We start from the raw sequence: 19,152 nt of genomic DNA, 5'->3' as shown, positions 1-19,152 counted from the left end.
CGTCCATAACAGCACACATTAAGAATAGTCGATAGTAAGCATGCTAATTATGCGCCCGGGTTATGATTGCCGCAATGCGCTGACGCAGGTTTGTATGACAAAAAAAGAGCCTGCATTTGCAGGCTCTTTATCGATTCAGTAGCGAGAGGGGACGCCTTCCGGGCGCGTTTTGAAGCGGCGATGCAGCCACATATATTGCTCTGGCGCCATCATAATGCAGCGCTCAACCACTTTGTTCATCCATGCTGCGGTGGTTTCTGCGTCATCGAGCGGAGGAGAGCATTCCGGTTCGAGAATAATCAGTTCATACCCTTTACCGTCCGGTTTACGGCGTGGAACAAAAGGTACGATACAGGCCTGGGACATGCGGGCCAGCATCCAGGTTCCTGACGTGGAAGCCGCATCTTTAACGGCAAAGAAAGGGGCGAAAACGCTGGCGCGCGGGCCGTAGTCATGATCGGGCGCATACCAAACGACATCACCCGCTTTCAGGGCGCGGATCATGCCTTTGAGATCTTTACGGTCGATCATGCTTTTATTGGAACGCATGCGGCCCCAGGTTTGCAGCAGATCAATAACCGGGTTGTCGTTCGGGCGATAGACACCAATACCTGGCTCGTTCAGACCAAACATGCGGGCACCGATCTCCAGCGTCAAAAAATGGACGCCGATCAGCAAAATTCCTCGCCCCTGCGCCTGCACACTTCTGACATGTTCAAAATCGATAACGTCCATCCAGCGTGACATTCGGCGATCGGACCAGAACCAGGCCATGCCGGTTTCCATCAAACCCATGCCAACCGACTCAAAATTTTTCGCGACCATTTTCTGCCGCTCTGTTTCGCTCATGTGCGGAAAGCAGAGTTCGAGATTGCGCTGCGCAATACGCGCGCGACGTTTCATCAGGCGCTGAGCCAGGTGGCCAATGCCGCAGCCGAGGCGGTAAATCACGGGATAGGGGAGTTGAACAACTAACCACAGCATGCCGACCCCGAACCAGAGAGCCCAGTAGCGCGGGTGCAGCAGCGATGCCGTAAACTTGGGTAAATGCGTCATGACTGTCCTGTTTGAAGCAACAATTCCCTGTATTCTCGCATTTTTTCGGAATTAACCAAAACCATGGCGCACAGAATGCCTGTTTTGTCAGGAATTGTTGCGTCGTAATCGTTAGAATGAGAGAAAATGTAGCGCAAAATGTGTGGATGTAAATTATCAGTATTTGCTTTATGATGCCGCCGTTTTTTCACCCCTAACTTTGCAGGACACGTACACCATGCCAGTGTTACACAACCGCATCTCCAATGATGAACTGAAGGCGCGGATGCTCGCGGAAACGGAACCGCGCGTTACCGTCTCGTTCTATAAATATTTCTCGATTATTAATCCGCAAGCCACGCGCGACGCGCTCTACCAGGCTTTTAGCCAGTTGAACGTGTTTGGCCGTATTTACCTTGCCCATGAAGGCATCAATGCGCAAATCAGCGTGCCACAAAGTAAATTCGATACCTTTCGCCAGACGCTTTATGCGTTCGATCCGGCGCTCGACGGCCTGCGTTTAAATATCGCGATTGATGATGACGGTAAATCCTTCTGGGTGCTGCGCATGAAAGTCCGCGACAGGATTGTTGCCGACGGTATCGAAGATGAGAGTTTTGACGCCAGCGATGTGGGGGATTATCTGAAAGCGGCGGAAGTGAATGCCATGCTCGACGATCCTGATGCGGTGTTCATTGATATGCGCAATCACTACGAATACGAAGTCGGACATTTCGCTGGTGCGCTGGAGATCCCGGCGGATACGTTCCGCGAGCAGCTACCGAAAGCGGTCGAAATGATGCAGGAACATAAAGATAAGAAAATCGTTATGTACTGCACCGGCGGTATTCGCTGCGAGAAAGCGAGTGCCTGGATGAAGCATAACGGCTTCACTAAAGTGTGGCATATCGAAGGCGGCATTATCGAATATGCGCGCCGCGCGCGCGAACAGGGCTTACCGGTGCGTTTTATCGGTAAAAACTTTGTATTTGATGAGCGTATGGGCGAGCGCATTTCCGATGACGTTATTGCTCATTGCCATCAGTGCGGCACTCCCTGCGATTCCCATACCAATTGTCGCAATGACGGCTGCCATTTGCTGTTTATTCAGTGTCCGGCCTGCGCTGAGAAATTTAATGGTTGCTGCAGTGAGCTGTGCAAAGAAGAGAGCGAACTGCCGGAAGAAGAGCAGCGTAAACGTCGCGCCGGGCGAGAGAATGGCAACAAAATCTTTAACAAATCCCGTGGTCGTCTGAATACCAAACTGGGCATTCCGGATCCGGAATAAACCCTGGGGAGAGGGTTGCCCCTCTCCCGCAATCTTACTTCTGACGCACGCCTTCCACGGAAATAATCAGTTCAACGTCCTGTGACGCCGGACCCAGATCGGTGGTGATGTTAAAATCTTTCAGCTTAATTTTGCCGGAAGCTTCAAAGCCTGCGCGCACGCCGCCCCACGGATCATCGCCCTGGCCCATCAGTTTCGCCGCCAGCACTACCGGTTTGGTGACGCCATTCAGCGTCAGATTGCCGGTAATATCCAGCCCGTCACCCGCTTTTTTCACCTCGGTTGAAGTAAAGGTTGCCTGCGGGAATTTGGCGACATTCAGGAATTCAGCACTGCGTAAGTGTTTATCACGCTCGGCGTGGTTGGTATCGACACTGTTGGTGTTAATGGTCACGTTCACTTTGTCTGAGGCCGGGTTGGCTTCGTCGAAGCTAAACGTCCCGTCGAAATCTTTAAACGTGCCATAGAGCCAGCTATAGCCGAGGTGCTGGATACGAAAATTAACGAAGGCGTGTTGACCCTCTTTATCAATTTTGTAGTCCGCAGCGATAGCAGAACCCGTGGTGAACAGCAGCGAAGCGAGAGCGAGTCCCGGCAGGATTTTCTTCATATTATGCTCCAGAGTCAGGCGACGATTTTCCCAGCATGCGCTTGAGAGTGACGTCTTTATCGATGAAATGGTGTTTAATCGCGGCAAGGCCATGTAATACGGACAGCACAACCACTGTCCATGCCAGCCAGAGGTGAATATTTCCGGCAAGATCGGCTTGTGATCCGGCATCGGCAAGCGTTGCGGGGATCTCGAACAGGCCGAAAACGTTGATGGGTTTACCGTCGGCCGTGGAGATCAGATAGCCGCTGAAAAGAATGCCGAACAACAGCAAATAGAGCGCGATATGAACAAGCACGGCGCTGATATGCGTCAGACGTGAATAGCTGGCGAGCGGCTTTGGCGGCGGGGAAAGAAAACGCCACACTACCCGGAACACGAGGCCGAGCATGAGCAAAATGCCGATGCTCTTATGGAGCTCAGGCGCTTTATGATACCAGCCGTCGTAATAGCTCAGCGTCACCATCCACAGACCCAACGCGAACATACCATAAACCACAATGGCCACCAGCCAGTGCAGAACAATAGAAACGGCGCCGTAGCGCTCAGGTGAATTGCGTAATGGCATAATTGTTAATCTGAGTTAATAACTGGTTAAATTAAAATGGCGGGAGAGAAACAATATTGCAACTCAAAATTACGCTATTGAATCGTTATTTTTTCTATATCATCGTTTTTGAATGACTTTGCTGGATAACATTCAGCACATTAGGTGGACTGTGGTGTAAGTCCTCAATTTATTGAGGTTTTGCTGCGGAGATGATGTTTAAATATTCTGCCCTGACAATATATTTTTATAAGTATATGTCAATTTTTGTCAGTGTTTATCAAGATGCCCATACGATATAGATAATATCGATCAGTGCGATCAGTAACCACAGCGCAATATAAAGCATCAAATGTTCACGCACGTTATTTATTAAGTAATGAAACAGACGGCGCATATTCTCTCCGTAAAAATGCAATAAGCGACCCCGAACGAGGCCGCTGAAAGGTTACCCGGTAAAACGGGAAAGTGAGAAAGGTTGTAAATCAAAATGCGAACGTTTGCCGTGGGCAAATTCACAGGCAATTTCGCCCAGCACTGGCGCAAATTTGAAACCGTGTCCGCTAAGACCAGTGACAATCAGCGTGTCCGGGGATCCCGGCAGCGTATCAATAATAAAGTCTTCATCCGGTGAGTTATCGTAGGTGCAGGATGCACCGTACAAGCACCCACCGATGCCGGGCAGAAACTGGCGCAGGAAAGCGAAACATTCGGAGCCATCTCCCCGCTCTTCGCCAAACGGCTTACGCTGCTGCGCGTCGCTGATAAGCTGCCCGCCGTTGTGACGACCAATTTTTAATTCATTGTCTTCCGCCGGGAAGCCGTAATACTGGTCGCCATTGGGCATTTCACCGGTAAACGCCGGGAATTTGTTTTTGGTGCTGTAACGGCCATCGGCCTGGAACCATGCAAAAACTTTGCGGACCGGTTGTATCGGCAATTCAGGCAGCAGTTTTTGCACCCACGTCCCCGCGCTGACAAGAACTTTTTTGCCGTGGAATGTCCCTTCCCGGGTATCGATGCTGATACCGTCTTCATGATGATGTAGCGCGGTGACCGGGCAATTGAAGAGCTGAGCGCAGCCCGCCTCTTTGGCAAGACGGATCCAGGTCTTTACCGCCAGTTCGCTACGCAGCACACCGGAGTCGGCTTCAAACAGGCCGATGTAATCGTCGGGTACCCGGATTTCCGGCCAGCGAGCCATCAGTGACGGGGCATCGAGTTTTTCGACGGCCAGCTGCCACTGCGCTGCGCTTTGCGCGACGTTAGCCAAAAAAGTGGAATCAGCCGGACCAATATTGATAACGCCTGTACGGTCAAATACCGCTTCGCCGCTTTCCGCCGCTAGTTGCTCCCACAACTGCTGCGCGCGCAACACCAGCGGAACATATTTCTCGCCTTCGCCGTAAGCGTGGCGAATTAAACGCGTATCACCGTGGTGGCTGCCTTCCTGATGGGGCGGCAGGTGAGCGTCGGTCATCAGCACATTCAGCCCGCTTTGCGTGGCGTAATAGCCTGCCGCTGCGCCGACAGAGCCGCTGCCAATAATAATGAGATCGTATTTCATGGTGGTGTTCTCCAGGCAAATGCGTGTTCAGGAGGGTAATTAACCTGGGAACGTTATACAAGGACAGAAATAAGAAAGGCACCACAAGGGTGCCTGTTGAGTCTATATAGCGCATTATCACTAATGCCTGCGATACTCATCTTCCTGGTAGTCGCCCGATTCAATCTTGGCAATGCCCGCTTCGAGTATCGATATAAACTGGCGGGCAACATCGGTCGTTAACCACAACGTCTGGCCGACTTCGGTCTCTTCCTGAGCGGCTCTGTTTGGGGTCTGGTAGTGCAACCGGAGCATCAGTGCGTCGTAGCTATCCACGGTGCTGATGTCCCATCCGACCAGTGGATGGGTCTGGATGACTTCATTATTCTTTACCATCATAACCCCCTTTATTGGCGTGTTTAATTCGACAACGACTCTTGAGGTTCAATGCGTGTTTTATTTGAAGCTTTTTCAGTATACCAACAAGTGGGGTTGTAGATCGAATAATTAAACACTCTGCAACATGTTTTTTCGGCCGTTAGATTTTTTTGAATAAGAAAACGGGCTCTTAACCATATATTTTTATTAAAAAAGATCTGCACCAGGATTGCGCTTAAAAACACAACAAAAAAAGCCGGGGCGACCCGGCAATAAGCACAAACTTAAAGAGAAATTAGTCGGTGATAAACCAGTCGTCGGCGCTTTCCCAGGTTTCCTGCAAAATTTCAGTTATGCGATCTTTATCTTCTTTTGCGCCGCCTAAAACCGAAAGATTATTTGCTGCGGCATAGCGAACCGTAATTTTGTTTTCGCGATCGGGGTAACAATTGTTCAGACGACGAGATAACTCGCCCGCCAGTGCATCAACAGCACCAGGCGGTAAGGGTGTGGTTTTGGCGATAGTCACTTCAATGCGCATAATAGCCCCCTGTGTAATTTACTGTATGTTTATACAGTTAAGCGAAAAATATTACAACAGGGAGCGATAATTTTTTTATTTAACGCGCCAGCGCACGGTTTCACCGGCGAGGAACGGCACCAGTGAATCTTCCGGCAGCGCAATCGTCTCTGGCACCTGGCTCTCTTCACGCACCAGCTCAACAAACGTTTCGTTCACCGGTAAGCCATAGAAACGTGGCCCGTTGACGGAACAGAACGCTTCAAAATGCTGGAGGGCGTTCATCTCTTCGAACACGGTTGCATAACTGCCAAGCGCGGTGGGGGCGTTGAAACAACCGGCGCAGCCGCAGCTGGCCTCTTTACGATGACGCGCATGCGGCGCAGAGTCCGTACCGAGAAACGCGCGCGTAAAGCCGCTGGCAACCAGTTCGCGCAGCGCCTGCTGGTGAATATTACGCTTCAGGATCGGCAGGCAATAAAGATGCGGGCGCACGCCACCGACCAGCATATGATTACGGTTAAACATCAGGTGCTGAGGGGTAATGGTCGCGGCCAGCAGCTCATTGCCATCGCGCACATAGTCTGCGGCATCTTTGGTCGTAATATGCTCAAACACCACTTTCAGCCCCGGCAGGCGCTGGCGTAACGGTTCCATGACCGTTTCGATAAACCGCGCTTCGCGATCGAAAATATCAATATCCGCGTGCGTCACTTCACCATGCACCAGCAGCGGCATGCCCAGTTTCTCCATCCGTTCCAGAACCGGCATAATCGCATCTATGCTGGTAACACCATGGCTGGAGTTGGTCGTGGCATTCGCCGGATAGAGTTTCGCTGCCGTAAATACCTGCTCGTTAAAGCCGCGTTCGACTTCATCGGCGCTCAGGCTGTCGGTCAGATAGCAGGTCATTAATGGCGTAAAATCATGCCCGGCGGGTACGGCGTCAAGAATACGCTGGCGGTAGGCGATAGCCGCATCCACAGTGGTGACAGGAGGAGCAAGGTTCGGCATGACAATGGCGCGGGCGTAAGTTTCGCTGGTCCACGGCACCACGGTTTTTAGCATTTCGCCATCACGTAAATGGACATGCCAGTCGTCAGGACGGCGGATTTTCAAAACCTGGGGTTGGGTCATTGGAGTGCTCCGGCTGGTGAGAAACAGGTGTTTTTTGCCGGGCACTAAGAATAAGCGGAAACGTTTTCGTTTGCATCCTTTTCCTGAAAAAAAGGGCGCTCGCGGCGCCCTGTTATTTAGTCGGTGAGGGGGATAATAATTTCGCCCGGTTTCACCTCAATCCCTTTGGCATATTTTTTCGCCAGCGCCTCGCCTTTGCTGTTGTCTTCTTTCAGCACATAAGCAGGGCGTTGGTTAAAGTAATTGCGCAGCGACTGATTAAGATAAGGCATCAACGTTTGTAACATGGTCTGCATTTTTTCCGGTGTCACGGTGGCGTTAACCACTTCCATCTCTTGCAGGTAAATCGCGCCTTTTTCTTTATCAAACACCGGCAACGCTTTGAGTTTCAATTTGATGATGGCTTTCTGGTTGCCAAATAGCGAGGTCATATCCAGATTCGCATCACCGGTCAGCGTGATTTTATTGGGTTCTTCGCGACCGATTTCACTGGCCAGGTTATTCAGCACAATATGGGCATCCGCAACGCCGGGCACGCCAATGTCTTTGGCGAAGTCGTTGCGCTTCTGTAGCGCCTGGTTAATCTCCTGTTCGCTGATAGAATATTGGGTCAGTTGATTGCACCCCACCAGCACGCCGCTCAACAGTAATGCTGCGGCAAAAATAATTCTCTTCATGAATTCCTCAACGTGATCGCCATGCTACGACGCAGGGGCGTAGCATGCGACACACACTAAATAAAGGCCAGCGGAAAAAGCTGAAAGGCATGACGGAAGCGGGCGCGCTTCCGTCATGGGCGGTTAAATAGCCATTGATGACAGCAAGTTAATTTGTGTCTGTTTCGCCATATTGTCGCGGTACGCTGCAACGCGGCTTGGCCAGTTGATACCGCTTACCAGCGTCAGATTACGCAGCAGCGGGAAGAGATGAATATCATCATCGGAGAGTTCTCCGTTCACCGCGTTGGGCTGAACAATCAATTTATCCAGCACACGTAAATCGTCGCTGATATTTTTCGCTAACCCAGCCGAATGGCTGAGATGTTCGGCGAAATCGCCAATGGCGGCCTCTTTTTTGGCCACAAATCCGGCGCGCGCCTGCGGCGTAGAAAATTCGTCAAACGCCGATTTCGCAAAGCGGGGGATCAATAACTTATTAACGTAACCATTAACCTTGCGCAGCCACTCTTCAATTTTCGGGTTTTGCGTGCCGGTAAGCAGCGGTTTGCCATCGAGCTTATCGACATAGTGAACAATATCCATGCTTTCCGGCAGATAGCGGCTGTCGTCCTTTTGCAGGATCGGCACCATTTTCTGGCCAATCATTTTCGTCGGTGTGGCTTCGTCATCATTGAGCAGGATCTTGAGTTCGACGGGGATGTTCTTGAGGCCGAAAATCATGCGGGCTTTAATGCAGAACGGGCAGTGATCGTAAATGTAGAGTTTCACGTTTCTCCTCCATACTGGCTTATCCATCATTTACCAGTATGGAAGAGGGAAAACCGGCGTGCAAATCAGGCGCCGGGCTCGAGCATGGTCGGGCGAATACGTTTGTGGCTAAATTGCCACAGTAGCGCCATGGAGGTGATCATCCCGATAACGCCAAGCATCATCCACGGCAACTCTGGCTGGTTAAATGCTTTCCCTGCGTCAAACAGCCAGCCGCCACCGGCATAACCAAGCGCGCCACCGAAGGCCAGCCCAAGACGGCTGAACCCCATATAGCTGCCGCGTGCACGGGCATCGGCCAGCTGTGCGCTTAACGTTTCCCGCGCGGGTTCGGCAATTATGGAGCCAATATAGAAGGTGCAAATCAGCGTGAAGAGCTGCTGCAGCGTACCGACCATCCCCACCGGCAGCAGGCTGAAGGACATCACCAGCAGACCCGCCATCAGTCGATGCTCAAGACGAAAGCGTTTTTCACTCCAGCGAGCAATAGGGTAGAGCAGCGTCAGCGACAGACAGGCTTCAATGGCATACATCCACTTCACTGCCGCCGGTGAGCCGGCAATGTCGTTAACCATAATCGGCAGCATCAACATGACCTGCACCGCCAGCATGTAATAACCGGTAAGGGTCAGCACGTAAGTCACAAAGCGCTTGTCACGCAGCACACGCGTCAGACCTTCGCGCACCGGTGCTTTCACCGTTGAGAGTTTCCAGGCAGGTAGCAGCCAGGCGTTAAATGCGGCACATAAAATAAACATCAGCGCACCGGCCGCACATACCAGACGAAAGTCATATTGCAGCAACCAGCTGCCAAGCAGCGCGCCAATAACGGCGCCCGCGCTGTCCTGCATCATTAATAGCGAGAAAAAACGGCTGCGCTGATTAGGGCGCACCAGTTTCACCACCAGCGCGGAGCGCGGCGGATCAAACAGCGTGCCGCCCAGCCCGGAAAGAATACAGGAAAGCCACAGCAGCCAGGGTTCATGCGCCACCGCCATCGCGGCAAAACCACCCGCGCGCATCAGCATGCCGGTGACAATCAACGGCTTGGCGCCGAAGCGGTCGGCAATCGCACCGCCAAAAATCCCCAACCCTTGTTGAATAAACTGACGCAAACCGAGCGCAATGCCGACCATTAACGCCGCCCAGCCAAGCTGGTCAACAAAGCGGATAGAAATCAGTGGGAAGACAACGAAAAAGCCGAGAACAACCAGCATATTATCGACAAGCAGGAAATATTTACCCAGGCTCCTTGCCTGCGATATGCGCGCCATTTCCCCTCCGGGAAATAAGAAAGATAAGACCTTCTTATTCTGCGGTTTCGCCGGGCCTTTTCCCATCTTCGTGGTGACAATATTTTTTTATCAACGTCTGCCTTTGATTGAGACTTTTCATCGAAAATGGTGTTTGACGCAGAAAATGCCATGTTGCTGTTTTCCCACAGCCCCGGAGCAACTGTATAGTAAAGGGAAGGGGTTAAAAGAGTCGTAAAACGGAAGGAGTGGTAATGCATGTTTGGCTATCGCAGTAACGTGCCGAAAGTACGCTTAGTAACAGACCGCCTGGTGGTTCGCCTGGTGCATGAGCGCGACGCCTGGCGGCTGGCGGATTATTACGCCGAAAACCGTCAGTTTTTAAAACCCTGGGAACCCGTGCGCGATGAAAGCCATTGTTATCCTTCCGGTTGGCAGGCGCGCCTGAGCATGATCAATGAATTTCATAAACAGGGTTCCGCATTCTACTTTGCGCTGCTCGATCCGGAAGAGAAAGAGATAATTGGCGTGGCGAATTTCTCAAATGTGGTGCGCGGCTCTTTTCATGCCTGTTATCTGGGGTATTCCGTCGGCCAGAAATGGCAGGGGCAGGGGCTGATGTTCGAAGCGCTCACCACCGCCATTCGCTATATGCAACGCACGCAACATATGCATCGTATTATGGCGAACTACATGCCGCACAATAAACGCAGCGGTGATTTGCTGGCGAGGCTTGGCTTTGAAAAAGAGGGCTATGCCAAATCGTATCTGTTAATTGACGGGCAATGGCGCGATCACGTGCTTACCGCATTAACCACGCAGGAATGGACCCCCGGTCGCTAAGGAGTTTTGATGAAGTATCAATTAACCGCCGTCGAGGCGAGGGTGATTGGTTGTTTACTGGAAAAACAGGTGACGACGCCGGAGCAATACCCGCTCTCCATTAATGGTGTTGTCACTGCCTGTAATCAAAAAACCAACCGTGAACCGGTGATGAACCTTGCTGAACACGAGGTGCAAACGGTGCTGGATGAACTGGTCAAGCGCCATTATCTGCGCACGGTAAGCGGTTTTGGTAACCGGGTGACAAAATATGAGCAGCGTTTTTGTAATTCGGAATTTGGCGATCTCAAACTTAGTTCTGCCGAAGTGGCGCTGATCACTACGCTGTTACTGCGCGGGCCGCAAACGCCGGGCGAGTTGCGCACCCGCGGCGAACGGATGCATCAGTTCAGCGATATGGCTGAAGTGGAAAATGCGTTAGAACATCTGGCGACGCGTGAAGACGGGCCGTATGTGGTGCGTCTGCCGAGAGAGCCGGGCAAACGCGAAAGCCGCTTTATGCATCTTTTCAGCGGCGATGTGCAGACGCTGGTGAATGTTGTGGAAGCCGTCAGCCCGCCGGATGCGTCTCTGGCAGCGCGTGTCGATGCGCTGGAAGCGGAAGTGGCTGAACTGAAGCAGCGTCTCGATTCGCTGCTCGCACATCTGGGAGATTAACAGTGACAACTTTACGTATCGGTGTGGTAGGGCTTGGCGGCATTGCGCAAAAGGCCTGGTTGCCGGTGTTAGGCGCAGCAACTGACTGGACGCTGGCGGCGGCCTGGTCGCCAACGCGGGAAAAGGCGCTGCGCGTGTGCGAAACCTGGCGCATTCCGTATGCCGACTCGCTGGCTTCCCTGGCGGCACAATGCGATGCGGTTTTTGTCCACACTTCCACGGCTTCACACTATGCGGTCGTCAGTGAGTTGCTCAATCTCGGTGTACACGTTTGTGTGGATAAACCGCTGGCGGAAAACTTACAGGATGCGGAGCGGCTTATTGAGCTGGCCGCACGTAAAAAACTGACGCTGATGGTCGGGTTTAACCGCCGTTACTCCCCGCTTTACCGCGAGCTAAAACAGCAGATGCCGCAGGCCGCTTCGTTGCGTATGGATAAACACCGTACCGACAGCGTCGGGCCGCATGATTTACGCTTCACCCTGCTGGATGACTACCTGCACGTTGTGGATACCGCGCTATGGCTGGCGGGCGGTACCGCGCAATTAAAAAGCGGGACGCTGCTGACCAATGACGATGGCGCTATGATTTATGCCGAGCACCATTTCAGTGTTGAACACCTGCAAATTACCACCAGCATGCATCGCCGGGCGGGCAGCCAGCGGGAATGGGTTCAGGCGGTGACGGACGGCGGCTTATTCGACATAACCGACATGCGCGAGTGGCGCGAAGAGCGCGGGCAGGGCGTTGTCGCCCGTCCGGTGGCGGGCTGGCAGAGTGTGCTGGAGCAGCGCGGTTTCGCCGGATGCGCCCGCCATTTCATTGAATGCGTGCAAAATCAGACAGTTCCGGAAACCGCAGGTGAGCAAGCGATCCTCGCCCAGCGCGTGGTAGACAAGCTCTGGCGCGAGGCGATGAGTGAATAATGCCCGGTAACATCTGGCGATAGTAATTCGCCTTTTTCCCTGTAGACTAAGCGCTTCGCTGTACATCAACGCCTGCATTGCAGGCGTTGTGTCTTATGGAAACCAGAATGAACCTATTAAAATCGCTGGCGGCTGTCAGCTCCATGACAATGTTTTCCCGCGTGCTGGGTTTTGCGCGCGACGCCATTGTGGCAAGGGTGTTTGGTGCGGGAATGGCGACCGACGCCTTTTTCGTGGCGTTCAAACTGCCGAATTTATTGCGCCGCATTTTTGCAGAGGGGGCGTTTTCTCAGGCCTTTGTGCCGATCCTCGCCGAGTACAAAAGCAAACAGGGTGAAGATGCGACGCGGGTGTTTGTCTCCGATGTCTGCGGGTTGCTGACGCTGGCGCTGGCCATCGTCACCGTGGCCGGGATGCTGGCGGCACCGTGGGTGATCCTCGTCACCGCACCGGGTTTTGCCGATACGGCGGATAAATTCAACTTAACCTCGCAACTGCTGCGCATTACCTTCCCTTACATTCTGCTGATCTCGCTGGCGTCGCTGGCCGGGGCGATCCTCAATACCTGGAATCGCTTTTCGGTGCCGGCGTTTGCGCCGACATTCTTAAACATCAGCATGATTGGCTTTGCGCTGTTTGCTGCTCCCTATTTCCACCCGCCGGTACTGGCGCTGGCCTGGGCTGTTACGGTCGGCGGTGTGCTGCAACTGGTGTATCAGCTGCCGCACCTGAAGAAGATCGGCATGCTGGTGCTGCCGCGCATCAGCTTCCACGATGCCGGGGCGATGCGGGTTATCAAACAGATGGGGCCGGCCATTCTGGGGGTTTCGGTCAGCCAGATCTCACTTATCATCAACACCATTTTCGCCTCGTTTCTGGTTTCCGGCTCCGTGTCGTGGATGTATTACGCTGACCGCCTGATGGAGTTTCCTTCCGGCGTGCTTGGCGTGGCGCTTGGCACTATCCTGTTACCGTCGTTGTCAAAAAGTTTCGCCAGCGGGAACCACGACGAATATTGCCGCCTGATGGATTGGGGGCTGCGGCTCTGCTTTCTGCTGGCGTTGCCGAGCGCCGTAGCGCTCGGCATTCTGGCGAAACCGTTGACCGTTTCGCTGTTCCAGTACGGTAAATTCACCGCGTTTGATGCATCAATGACCCAGCGCGCGCTGATCGCCTACTCGGTGGGGCTGATGGGGCTTATCGTAGTCAAAGTGCTGGCGCCGGGCTTCTACTCGCGACAGAACATTAAAACGCCGGTGAAGATTGCCATTGTCACACTGGTGATGACGCAATTAATGAACCTTGCGTTTATCGGGCCACTGAAACACGCCGGGTTGTCGCTGTCGATTGGTCTGGCTGCCTGTCTGAACGCCGGGCTACTCTACTGGCAACTGCGTAAGCAGCAGATCTTTACGCCGCAGCCGGGCTGGGCAAGTTTCCTGCTGCGTCTGGTGGTTGCGGTGCTGGTGATGGCAGCGGCATTAATGGGCATGCTGTATGTCATGCCGGAGTGGTCAACTGGCACTATGCCTTATCGCCTGCTGCGGTTGATGGCTGTCGTGCTGGTCGGGGTGATGGCCTATTTCGCCACGCTTGCGCTGCTGGGCTTTAAAGTGAAAGAGTTCGCGCGGCGGACTACGGTGTAAGTCTGTTCAGCGAAGTGAAAGCGGGAAAACAGAAAAGCAAATTGCCAGGGAATTATCCCTGGCAAAGAAGACGGGTCTTATTAAATCGAGATTTTCTTTCCGCCACGGCTGGCGGAAGCGGTATAGCCATTCGCGCCGTACAGGCTCGGTTCCTGATGCGGCTTTAGCAGTTCCAGCGCTTGCTGGTTACGCGCAATTTGTCCTTCCAGCAGCCATCCATTGTGCTGGTTAAGGTCGCGCAAATGCTGTGTTTTCTGCGTAATGGTTTGCCAGCGATCGGCGATGTCGTCGTTCGCGCTATGCTGCGCTTTTTGTGCCGAACGACGCTGTTGCTCCAGGTAATCCAGTGTCGCGAGCAATGAGCTTTTTTCTTCCGTGATACGCTGCAGTGCGCTGCTTTGAATGTTACCTACGGAAAGCTGTTTTTGCTCAGCATCCATCACGTCTTTAAGAGCGCTCAGGATAACTGTCATTTGATCAAGAATGTCTGACAGTCGATTCATACTGTTATTTACTCTGCAAGTAACTCTTCGCTTCATCAATCAGGGCATCGGCGATTTTGCCGGTGTCCATCTTCAGTTCACCATTACGGATCGCGGTTTTCAGCTGTTCCACGCGTTCCATATTGATGTCATTCGCGCCAGCCTGCATCAGCTTGGTCTGCGCGCCGCTGAGGGTCACGCTGGTGCTGTTTGCCGTAGCCGCTTTTTCCAGACGCGTTTTCTGCGTTTGGGTCTCGTTAGTTTCGCGCTGTTGAACGGAACTAACCGGTTTTAAAGACGATGTGCGATCAATGCTCATAGTGTTGTCCTCATCGAGGTATCCCGGCGTTTCGGGCCTGATATCTTTAGTCGTTGCTTAATTATCGGCAGGCGACATGAATTCTTTAAAAAGATTATAGGTTAATCAGAATATTCCCATCAGCGTTCACTGTACCGCTGACAATCTGCCCTGAAGCCATGCGCACACGGGCGTTTTGCGCCACCGCCGCATTGTTCAGTGCCTGACCTTCGCCGTTCACACTAAAGCCATCGCCCGACGCCACGACCTGTACACGCTGACCCGCTTTAACCCGCCACGCCTGGCGCAACATTGACAGTTGAATCGCCTGGCCTGGAGTAAGATCACGCAAACTGACCGCATCCTGCGCCTGGGTAATATCCAGCATCGTTCTCGGCGGCAACTGATCGAGGCGGCCGCGTTTTAGCGTCACGCTGCCGGGCTGCAACAGGCTGCCACGGGCAACGGACTGCGCTGCCACCACATAGTTACCGGTCGCCTGAACCTCCACCTGCAAATAGCGCTTAACACCTGCGCAATTCGCCAGCACGTTCAGGTTCCCCCACAGTTTAGCGTTCCCGAGCACGCTCAGCGCTGGCTGCTCGCAACTGGGTAACAGATTTTGCGGGGTGCGTATATTTACCACTACCTCGTCGCTAAAGCCAGCAAGACGTTGAGCAAAAAATGACGTCAGCTGTGATTGCAAGTCAGCGGCCTGAGCAAAGGCGCTTAAAAACAGTAAGGTCGCGGCTAAACCGCCTTTCAACGTGTTCATCGCAGACTCCTGCCTGTTGAGTGGTTGAGGGGATTTTAACCGCATGGTCAACCTATCAACGCAATAAATAGCGACGCATTTTGCCCTTATTCCAGCGATAAGTTTGTCAGCGGAGATTTAAGCTGTTGGCTAAATAATTGTCATCAGTGGGGGAGCCATGCTCGATAAACTTGATGCCGCACTTCGTTTCCAGCAAGAAGCGCTGAACCTGAGCGCCCAGCGTCAGGAAATTCTGGCGGCAAACATCGCCAACGCCGATACCCCGGGGTTTCAGGCGCGCGATATTGATTTCGCCAGCGAATTGAAAAAAGTCATGGAGCGTGGGCGTGCTGAAGGCAGCGGCGTTGCGTTGACCATGACCTCTTCGCGCCATATCCCGGCGCAGGCGATGAGCGGACCGTCTACCGATTTGCTGTACCGCATTCCGGATCAGCCTTCGCTGGATGGCAACACCGTGGATATGGATCGTGAACGTACGCAGTTCGCTGACAACAGCGTTAAATACCAGACCGGCTTGACCGTGCTGGGTGGGCAGATCAAAAGCATGATGAGTGTTCTGCAACAGGGGAACTAATTAAATGGCATTACTGAATATCTTTGATGTCGCAGGCTCCGCGCTGACCGCGCAGTCCAAACGTTTGAACGTGGCCGCCAGTAACATGGCGAACGCCGACAGCGTGACCGGGCCCGATGGTCAGCCGTATCGCGCTAAGCAGGTTGTGTTCCAGGTGGATGCTGCGCCCGGGCAAGCGACCGGCGGTGTAAAAGTTGCTGATGTGATTGAGAGCCAGGCACCGGACAAACTGGTTTACGAACCAGGTAACCCGCTGGCTGATGCGAATGGCTACGTCAAAATGCCCAATGTTGATGTGGTCGGCGAAATGGTGAACACCATGTCTGCGTCCCGCAGCTACCAGGCGAACGTTGAAGTGCTTAATACCGTTAAGAGCATGATGCTCAAAACCCTCACGCTCGGACAGTAAAGGAGACGCGCATGTCTATCGCCGTAAGAGTGGATGACCCGACAAATAACGGTGTCTCCTCGACCAGTAACAACACCAGCGCAACCGGAACAAACAGTGCATCCGACCTGCAAGGCAGCTTTTTAACGCTGCTGGTCGCGCAACTGAAAAACCAGGACCCGACTAACCCGCTGCAGAACAACGAACTGACCACTCAGCTGGCGCAAATCAGCACCGTGAGCGGGATTGAAAAACTGAACACCACCCTCGGTTCGATTTCCGGACAGATCGACAACAGCCAGTCGCTGCAGGCGACAAACCTGATTGGCCATGGCGTGATGATCCCGGGACAGACCGTTCTGGTGGGCAAAGAAACCTCAACGCCGTTTGGCGTGGAACTGACGCAAGCCGCCGATAAAGTGACCGCTACCGTGACCAGCAAAGACGGTACCGTGGTGCGCACTATTGATATTGGCTCGCTGACTGCCGGTGTCCACACCTTCAGTTGGGACGGCAAGATGACGGATGGAACAGCGGCACCTGATGGCTCTTATAAAGTCTCTATCGCCGCCAGCTCTGGCGCAACACAGCTGGTTGCCCAGCCGCTGCAGTTTGCACTGGTGCAAGGTGTTACCCGCGGCAGCAACGGTAGCACACTGGATTTAGGTACTTACGGTACCACCACACTCGACGAAGTACGGCAGATTATCTAAGCCAAAACACTTATCAGGAGTAAGTCATGGCCTTTTCACAAGCGGTCAGCGGCCTAGATGCTGCGGCCACCAACCTCGATGTCATTGGTAACAACATTGCCAACTCCGCCACCTATGGCTTTAAATCCGGCTCTGCGTCCTTCGCCGATATGTTTGCCGGTTCTAAAGTGGGTCTGGGCGTAAAAGTTGCCGGTATCACTCAGGACTTTACCGACGGTACAACGACCAACACCGGTCGTGGTCTGGACGTTGCGATTAGCCAGAACGGTTTCTTCCGCATGGTAGATACCAACGGTTCTGTTTATTACAGCCGTAACGGCCAGTTCAAGCTGGACGAGAACCGCAACCTGGTCAACATGCAGGGTATGCAACTGACGGGTTATCCGGTTGCGGGTACCCCGCCGGTAGTACAGACCGGTGCCAACCCGACGACCATTAACATCCCAACGACCGTGATGTCGGCGCGTGCCACCACCACGGCGACGATGCCGATGAACCTGAACTCGACGGCGACCATTCCGACGACGACACCGTTCGATCCGACTAACTCGGATACCTACAACAAAAAAACCACGGTAACGTCTTACGACAGCCTGGGTAACGAACATGCGGTTGACTGCTATTTCGTTAAAACCGCCGCTAATACCTGGGATGTCTACACCAAAGACTCCAGCATTTCCGGCTCTTCTTATGAAAAAGCCGCGCAGATGTCGTTCAGCTCCAACGGTACGCTCACTTCCGTGACTAACTACACCGAAGTGCTGCCGGCCACCACGCCGCGTACCTGGAACCTGAACGCCGCGCCGAACGCACAGCCGCAGATCAATATCGCGCTGGCCAGCCTCAATGGTTCTGCTGCAAGCACTTACTCGCTGAGCTTCCTGAACTCCATGCAGCAGAACACCGGCAGCAGCGGCGCAGCCTCTGTTGATCAGGATGGTTACCCGCCAGGATCGCTGGTGAGCTACGCCATCAACGATGACGGCACCGTGGTGGGCAGCTACTCCAACGAGAAAACTCAGGTACTGGGTCAGATCGTGCTGGCGAACTTTGCTAACAACGAAGGCCTGAAATCCGAAGGGGATAACGTCTGGTCTGCGACCACCGCTTCCGGCGTTGCTATCGTGGGTACAGCGGGTTCCGGCAACTTCGGTAAGCTGACCAACGGCGCACTGGAAGCCTCAAACGTGAATCTGAGTAAAGAACTGGTGAACATGATTGTCGCGCAGCGTAACTATCAGTCGAACGCGCAGACCATCAAAACCCAGGATCAGATCCTTAACACGCTGGTTAACCTGCGTTAATCGTCTGACGGGATGGCTTAATGGATCACGCAATATACACCGCGATGGGCGCCGCCAGCCAGACGCTGAATCAGCAGGCTGTCACCGCCAGCAACCTCGCGAATGCGTCCACGCCAGGCTTTCGCGCGCAGCTCAATGCGCTGCGCGCGGTACCGGTAGAAGGGCTTTCACTGCCTACCCGTACGCTGGTAGTGGCTTCTACGCCTGGTGCCGATATGACGCCAGGGCAACTTGACTACACCTCGCGTCCGCTGGACGTGGCGTTGCAGCAGGACGGTTGGCTGGCAGTACAGACGGCGGACGGCTCTGAAGGGTATACCCGTAACGGTAATATCCAGGTGAGTTCTACCGGCCAGTTGACCATTCAGGGGCATCCGGTGATTGGCGACGGCGGCCCGATTTCGGTACCGGAAGGTTCGCAAATTAGTATCGCGGCTGACGGTACGATTTCATCGCTGAACCCTGGCGATCCGGCGAATACTATCGCGCCGGTCGGCAAGCTGAAGCTGGTGAAAGCGAACGCGCAGGAAGTGGTGCGCGGTGATGACGGGCTGTTCCGTCTGAGCCAGAACGCACAAGCGACCCGTGGTACGACATTGCAGGACGACCCGTCTATTCGCGTGATGTCAGGTGTGCTGGAGGGCAGTAACGTCAAGCCGGTTGCCGCAATGACCGACATGATCGCCAGCGCCCGTCGTTTCGAGATGCAGATGAAAATTATCAGCAGCGTCGACGATAACGCCCAGCGCGCGAACCAATTGCTGTCAATGGGCTAATTAAACAG

The 19,152-nt window shown here is 53.5% G+C and carries 24 protein-coding genes; 10 read left to right on the top strand and 14 right to left on the bottom strand.

Features of this window, described 5'->3' with window-relative positions; all coding sequences use genetic code 11:
* Positions 1–135: 135 nt before the first annotated feature.
* Positions 136–1,056, bottom strand: coding sequence for a Kdo(2)-lipid IV(A) acyltransferase (locus DFO56_RS00540; protein ID WP_020457415.1), 921 nt, complete (start codon positions 1,054–1,056; stop codon positions 136–138).
* A 217-nt stretch (positions 1,057–1,273) separates the two neighbouring features.
* Between DFO56_RS00540 and DFO56_RS00535 the strand changes: the two genes are divergently transcribed.
* Positions 1,274–2,323 (top strand): rhodanese-related sulfurtransferase, encoded by a 1,050-nt coding sequence (locus tag DFO56_RS00535; protein WP_045507042.1) that lies wholly within the window; start codon positions 1,274–1,276, stop codon positions 2,321–2,323.
* Between the two features lie 34 nt (positions 2,324–2,357).
* Here the strand turns inward: DFO56_RS00535 and DFO56_RS00530 are convergent, their stop codons facing one another.
* From DFO56_RS00530 to mdtH, 10 genes are all read right to left on the bottom strand, one after another.
* The gene (locus DFO56_RS00530) at positions 2,358–2,933 is read right to left on the bottom strand and encodes a YceI family protein (protein WP_020457417.1); all 576 of its coding nucleotides are present in this window, start codon (positions 2,931–2,933) and stop codon (positions 2,358–2,360) included.
* Position 2,934: 1 nt separating this feature from the next.
* A complete protein-coding gene (locus DFO56_RS00525) occupies positions 2,935–3,501 on the bottom strand; it encodes a cytochrome b (protein WP_020457418.1) in 567 nt (188 codons plus the stop codon).
* Positions 3,502–3,760: 259 nt separating this feature from the next.
* A complete protein-coding gene (locus tag DFO56_RS00520) occupies positions 3,761–3,877 on the bottom strand; it encodes a YceO family protein (protein WP_020457419.1) in 117 nt (38 codons plus the stop codon).
* Between the two features lie 51 nt (positions 3,878–3,928).
* A complete protein-coding gene (gene solA, locus DFO56_RS00515; protein WP_045507045.1) occupies positions 3,929–5,047 on the bottom strand; it encodes an N-methyl-L-tryptophan oxidase in 1,119 nt (372 codons plus the stop codon).
* Positions 5,048–5,167: 120 nt separating this feature from the next.
* The gene (gene bssS / locus DFO56_RS00510) at positions 5,168–5,422 is read right to left on the bottom strand and encodes a biofilm formation regulator BssS (RefSeq protein ID WP_017456389.1); all 255 of its coding nucleotides are present in this window, start codon (positions 5,420–5,422) and stop codon (positions 5,168–5,170) included.
* A 277-nt stretch (positions 5,423–5,699) separates the two neighbouring features.
* Complete coding sequence (dinI, locus tag DFO56_RS00505) at positions 5,700–5,945, bottom strand: DNA damage-inducible protein I (RefSeq protein WP_017456390.1); 246 nt, start codon at positions 5,943–5,945, stop codon at positions 5,700–5,702.
* 75 nt (positions 5,946–6,020) lie between these two features.
* Positions 6,021–7,061, bottom strand: a complete 1,041-nt coding sequence (gene pyrC / locus DFO56_RS00500; protein WP_045507048.1) for a dihydroorotase — start codon at positions 7,059–7,061, stop codon at positions 6,021–6,023.
* Between the two features lie 116 nt (positions 7,062–7,177).
* On the bottom strand, positions 7,178–7,738 hold the full coding sequence (locus DFO56_RS00495) for a lipoprotein (RefSeq protein WP_045507051.1): 561 nt from the start codon (positions 7,736–7,738) through the stop codon (positions 7,178–7,180).
* Positions 7,739–7,861: 123 nt separating this feature from the next.
* Complete coding sequence (grxB, locus tag DFO56_RS00490) at positions 7,862–8,509, bottom strand: glutaredoxin 2 (protein WP_020457423.1); 648 nt, start codon at positions 8,507–8,509, stop codon at positions 7,862–7,864.
* A gap of 65 nt (positions 8,510–8,574) precedes the next feature.
* Positions 8,575–9,783: a multidrug efflux MFS transporter MdtH gene (gene mdtH, locus DFO56_RS00485; RefSeq protein WP_017456394.1), complete on the bottom strand. Its 1,209-nt coding sequence runs from the start codon at positions 9,781–9,783 to the stop codon at positions 8,575–8,577.
* A 237-nt stretch (positions 9,784–10,020) separates the two neighbouring features.
* On the opposite strand from mdtH, the gene rimJ reads away from it, so the two are divergent.
* The 4 genes from rimJ (at position 10,021) to murJ (ending at position 13,834) form a co-directional block, all read left to right on the top strand.
* Positions 10,021–10,605 (top strand): ribosomal protein S5-alanine N-acetyltransferase, encoded by a 585-nt coding sequence (gene rimJ / locus DFO56_RS00480; protein ID WP_020457425.1) that lies wholly within the window; start codon positions 10,021–10,023, stop codon positions 10,603–10,605.
* Between the two features lie 9 nt (positions 10,606–10,614).
* Positions 10,615–11,262 (top strand): YceH family protein, encoded by a 648-nt coding sequence (locus DFO56_RS00475; RefSeq protein WP_045507054.1) that lies wholly within the window; start codon positions 10,615–10,617, stop codon positions 11,260–11,262.
* A gap of 2 nt (positions 11,263–11,264) precedes the next feature.
* Positions 11,265–12,188 (top strand): Gfo/Idh/MocA family protein, encoded by a 924-nt coding sequence (locus tag DFO56_RS00470; RefSeq protein ID WP_045507057.1) that lies wholly within the window; start codon positions 11,265–11,267, stop codon positions 12,186–12,188.
* Between the two features lie 107 nt (positions 12,189–12,295).
* Positions 12,296–13,834, top strand: coding sequence for a murein biosynthesis integral membrane protein MurJ (gene murJ, locus DFO56_RS00465; RefSeq protein WP_045507060.1), 1,539 nt, complete (start codon positions 12,296–12,298; stop codon positions 13,832–13,834).
* Positions 13,835–13,914: 80 nt separating this feature from the next.
* Here murJ and flgN read toward each other — a convergent pair whose 3' ends face one another.
* From flgN to flgA, 3 genes are all read right to left on the bottom strand, one after another.
* Positions 13,915–14,337, bottom strand: coding sequence for a flagella biosynthesis chaperone FlgN (gene flgN, locus DFO56_RS00460; protein WP_020457429.1), 423 nt, complete (start codon positions 14,335–14,337; stop codon positions 13,915–13,917).
* Positions 14,338–14,341: 4 nt separating this feature from the next.
* A complete protein-coding gene (gene flgM / locus DFO56_RS00455; RefSeq protein ID WP_017456400.1) occupies positions 14,342–14,635 on the bottom strand; it encodes a flagellar biosynthesis anti-sigma factor FlgM in 294 nt (97 codons plus the stop codon).
* 94 nt (positions 14,636–14,729) lie between these two features.
* On the bottom strand, positions 14,730–15,389 hold the full coding sequence (flgA, locus tag DFO56_RS00450) for a flagellar basal body P-ring formation chaperone FlgA (RefSeq protein WP_045507063.1): 660 nt from the start codon (positions 15,387–15,389) through the stop codon (positions 14,730–14,732).
* Between the two features lie 157 nt (positions 15,390–15,546).
* Between flgA and flgB the strand changes: the two genes are divergently transcribed.
* Genes flgB through DFO56_RS00425 form a run of 5 tightly spaced genes read left to right on the top strand, consistent with a single transcriptional unit; the run spans position 15,547 to position 19,144 of the window.
* Positions 15,547–15,963 carry a flagellar basal body rod protein FlgB gene (gene flgB, locus DFO56_RS00445; RefSeq protein WP_017456402.1) on the top strand — a complete coding sequence of 139 codons (417 nt, stop codon included), beginning with the start codon at positions 15,547–15,549 and terminating at the stop codon, positions 15,961–15,963.
* Positions 15,964–15,967: 4 nt separating this feature from the next.
* Positions 15,968–16,372 (top strand): flagellar basal body rod protein FlgC, encoded by a 405-nt coding sequence (flgC, locus tag DFO56_RS00440; RefSeq protein WP_020457431.1) that lies wholly within the window; start codon positions 15,968–15,970, stop codon positions 16,370–16,372.
* A gap of 11 nt (positions 16,373–16,383) precedes the next feature.
* Complete coding sequence (gene flgD, locus DFO56_RS00435; RefSeq protein WP_020457432.1) at positions 16,384–17,064, top strand: flagellar hook assembly protein FlgD; 681 nt, start codon at positions 16,384–16,386, stop codon at positions 17,062–17,064.
* 26 nt (positions 17,065–17,090) lie between these two features.
* Positions 17,091–18,368 (top strand): flagellar hook protein FlgE, encoded by a 1,278-nt coding sequence (gene flgE, locus DFO56_RS00430; RefSeq protein ID WP_017456405.1) that lies wholly within the window; start codon positions 17,091–17,093, stop codon positions 18,366–18,368.
* Positions 18,369–18,388: 20 nt separating this feature from the next.
* Complete coding sequence (locus DFO56_RS00425) at positions 18,389–19,144, top strand: flagellar basal body rod protein FlgF (RefSeq protein WP_020457433.1); 756 nt, start codon at positions 18,389–18,391, stop codon at positions 19,142–19,144.
* The last annotated feature ends 8 nt before the right edge of the window (positions 19,145–19,152 follow it).

The organism is Kosakonia sp. AG348, from assembly GCF_003337365.1.
In the GTDB taxonomy this organism is placed as follows: domain Bacteria; phylum Pseudomonadota; class Gammaproteobacteria; order Enterobacterales; family Enterobacteriaceae; genus Kosakonia.
The sequence above is the reverse complement of the archived record's forward strand: the minus strand, read 5'-3'. Positions and strand labels throughout refer to the sequence as shown.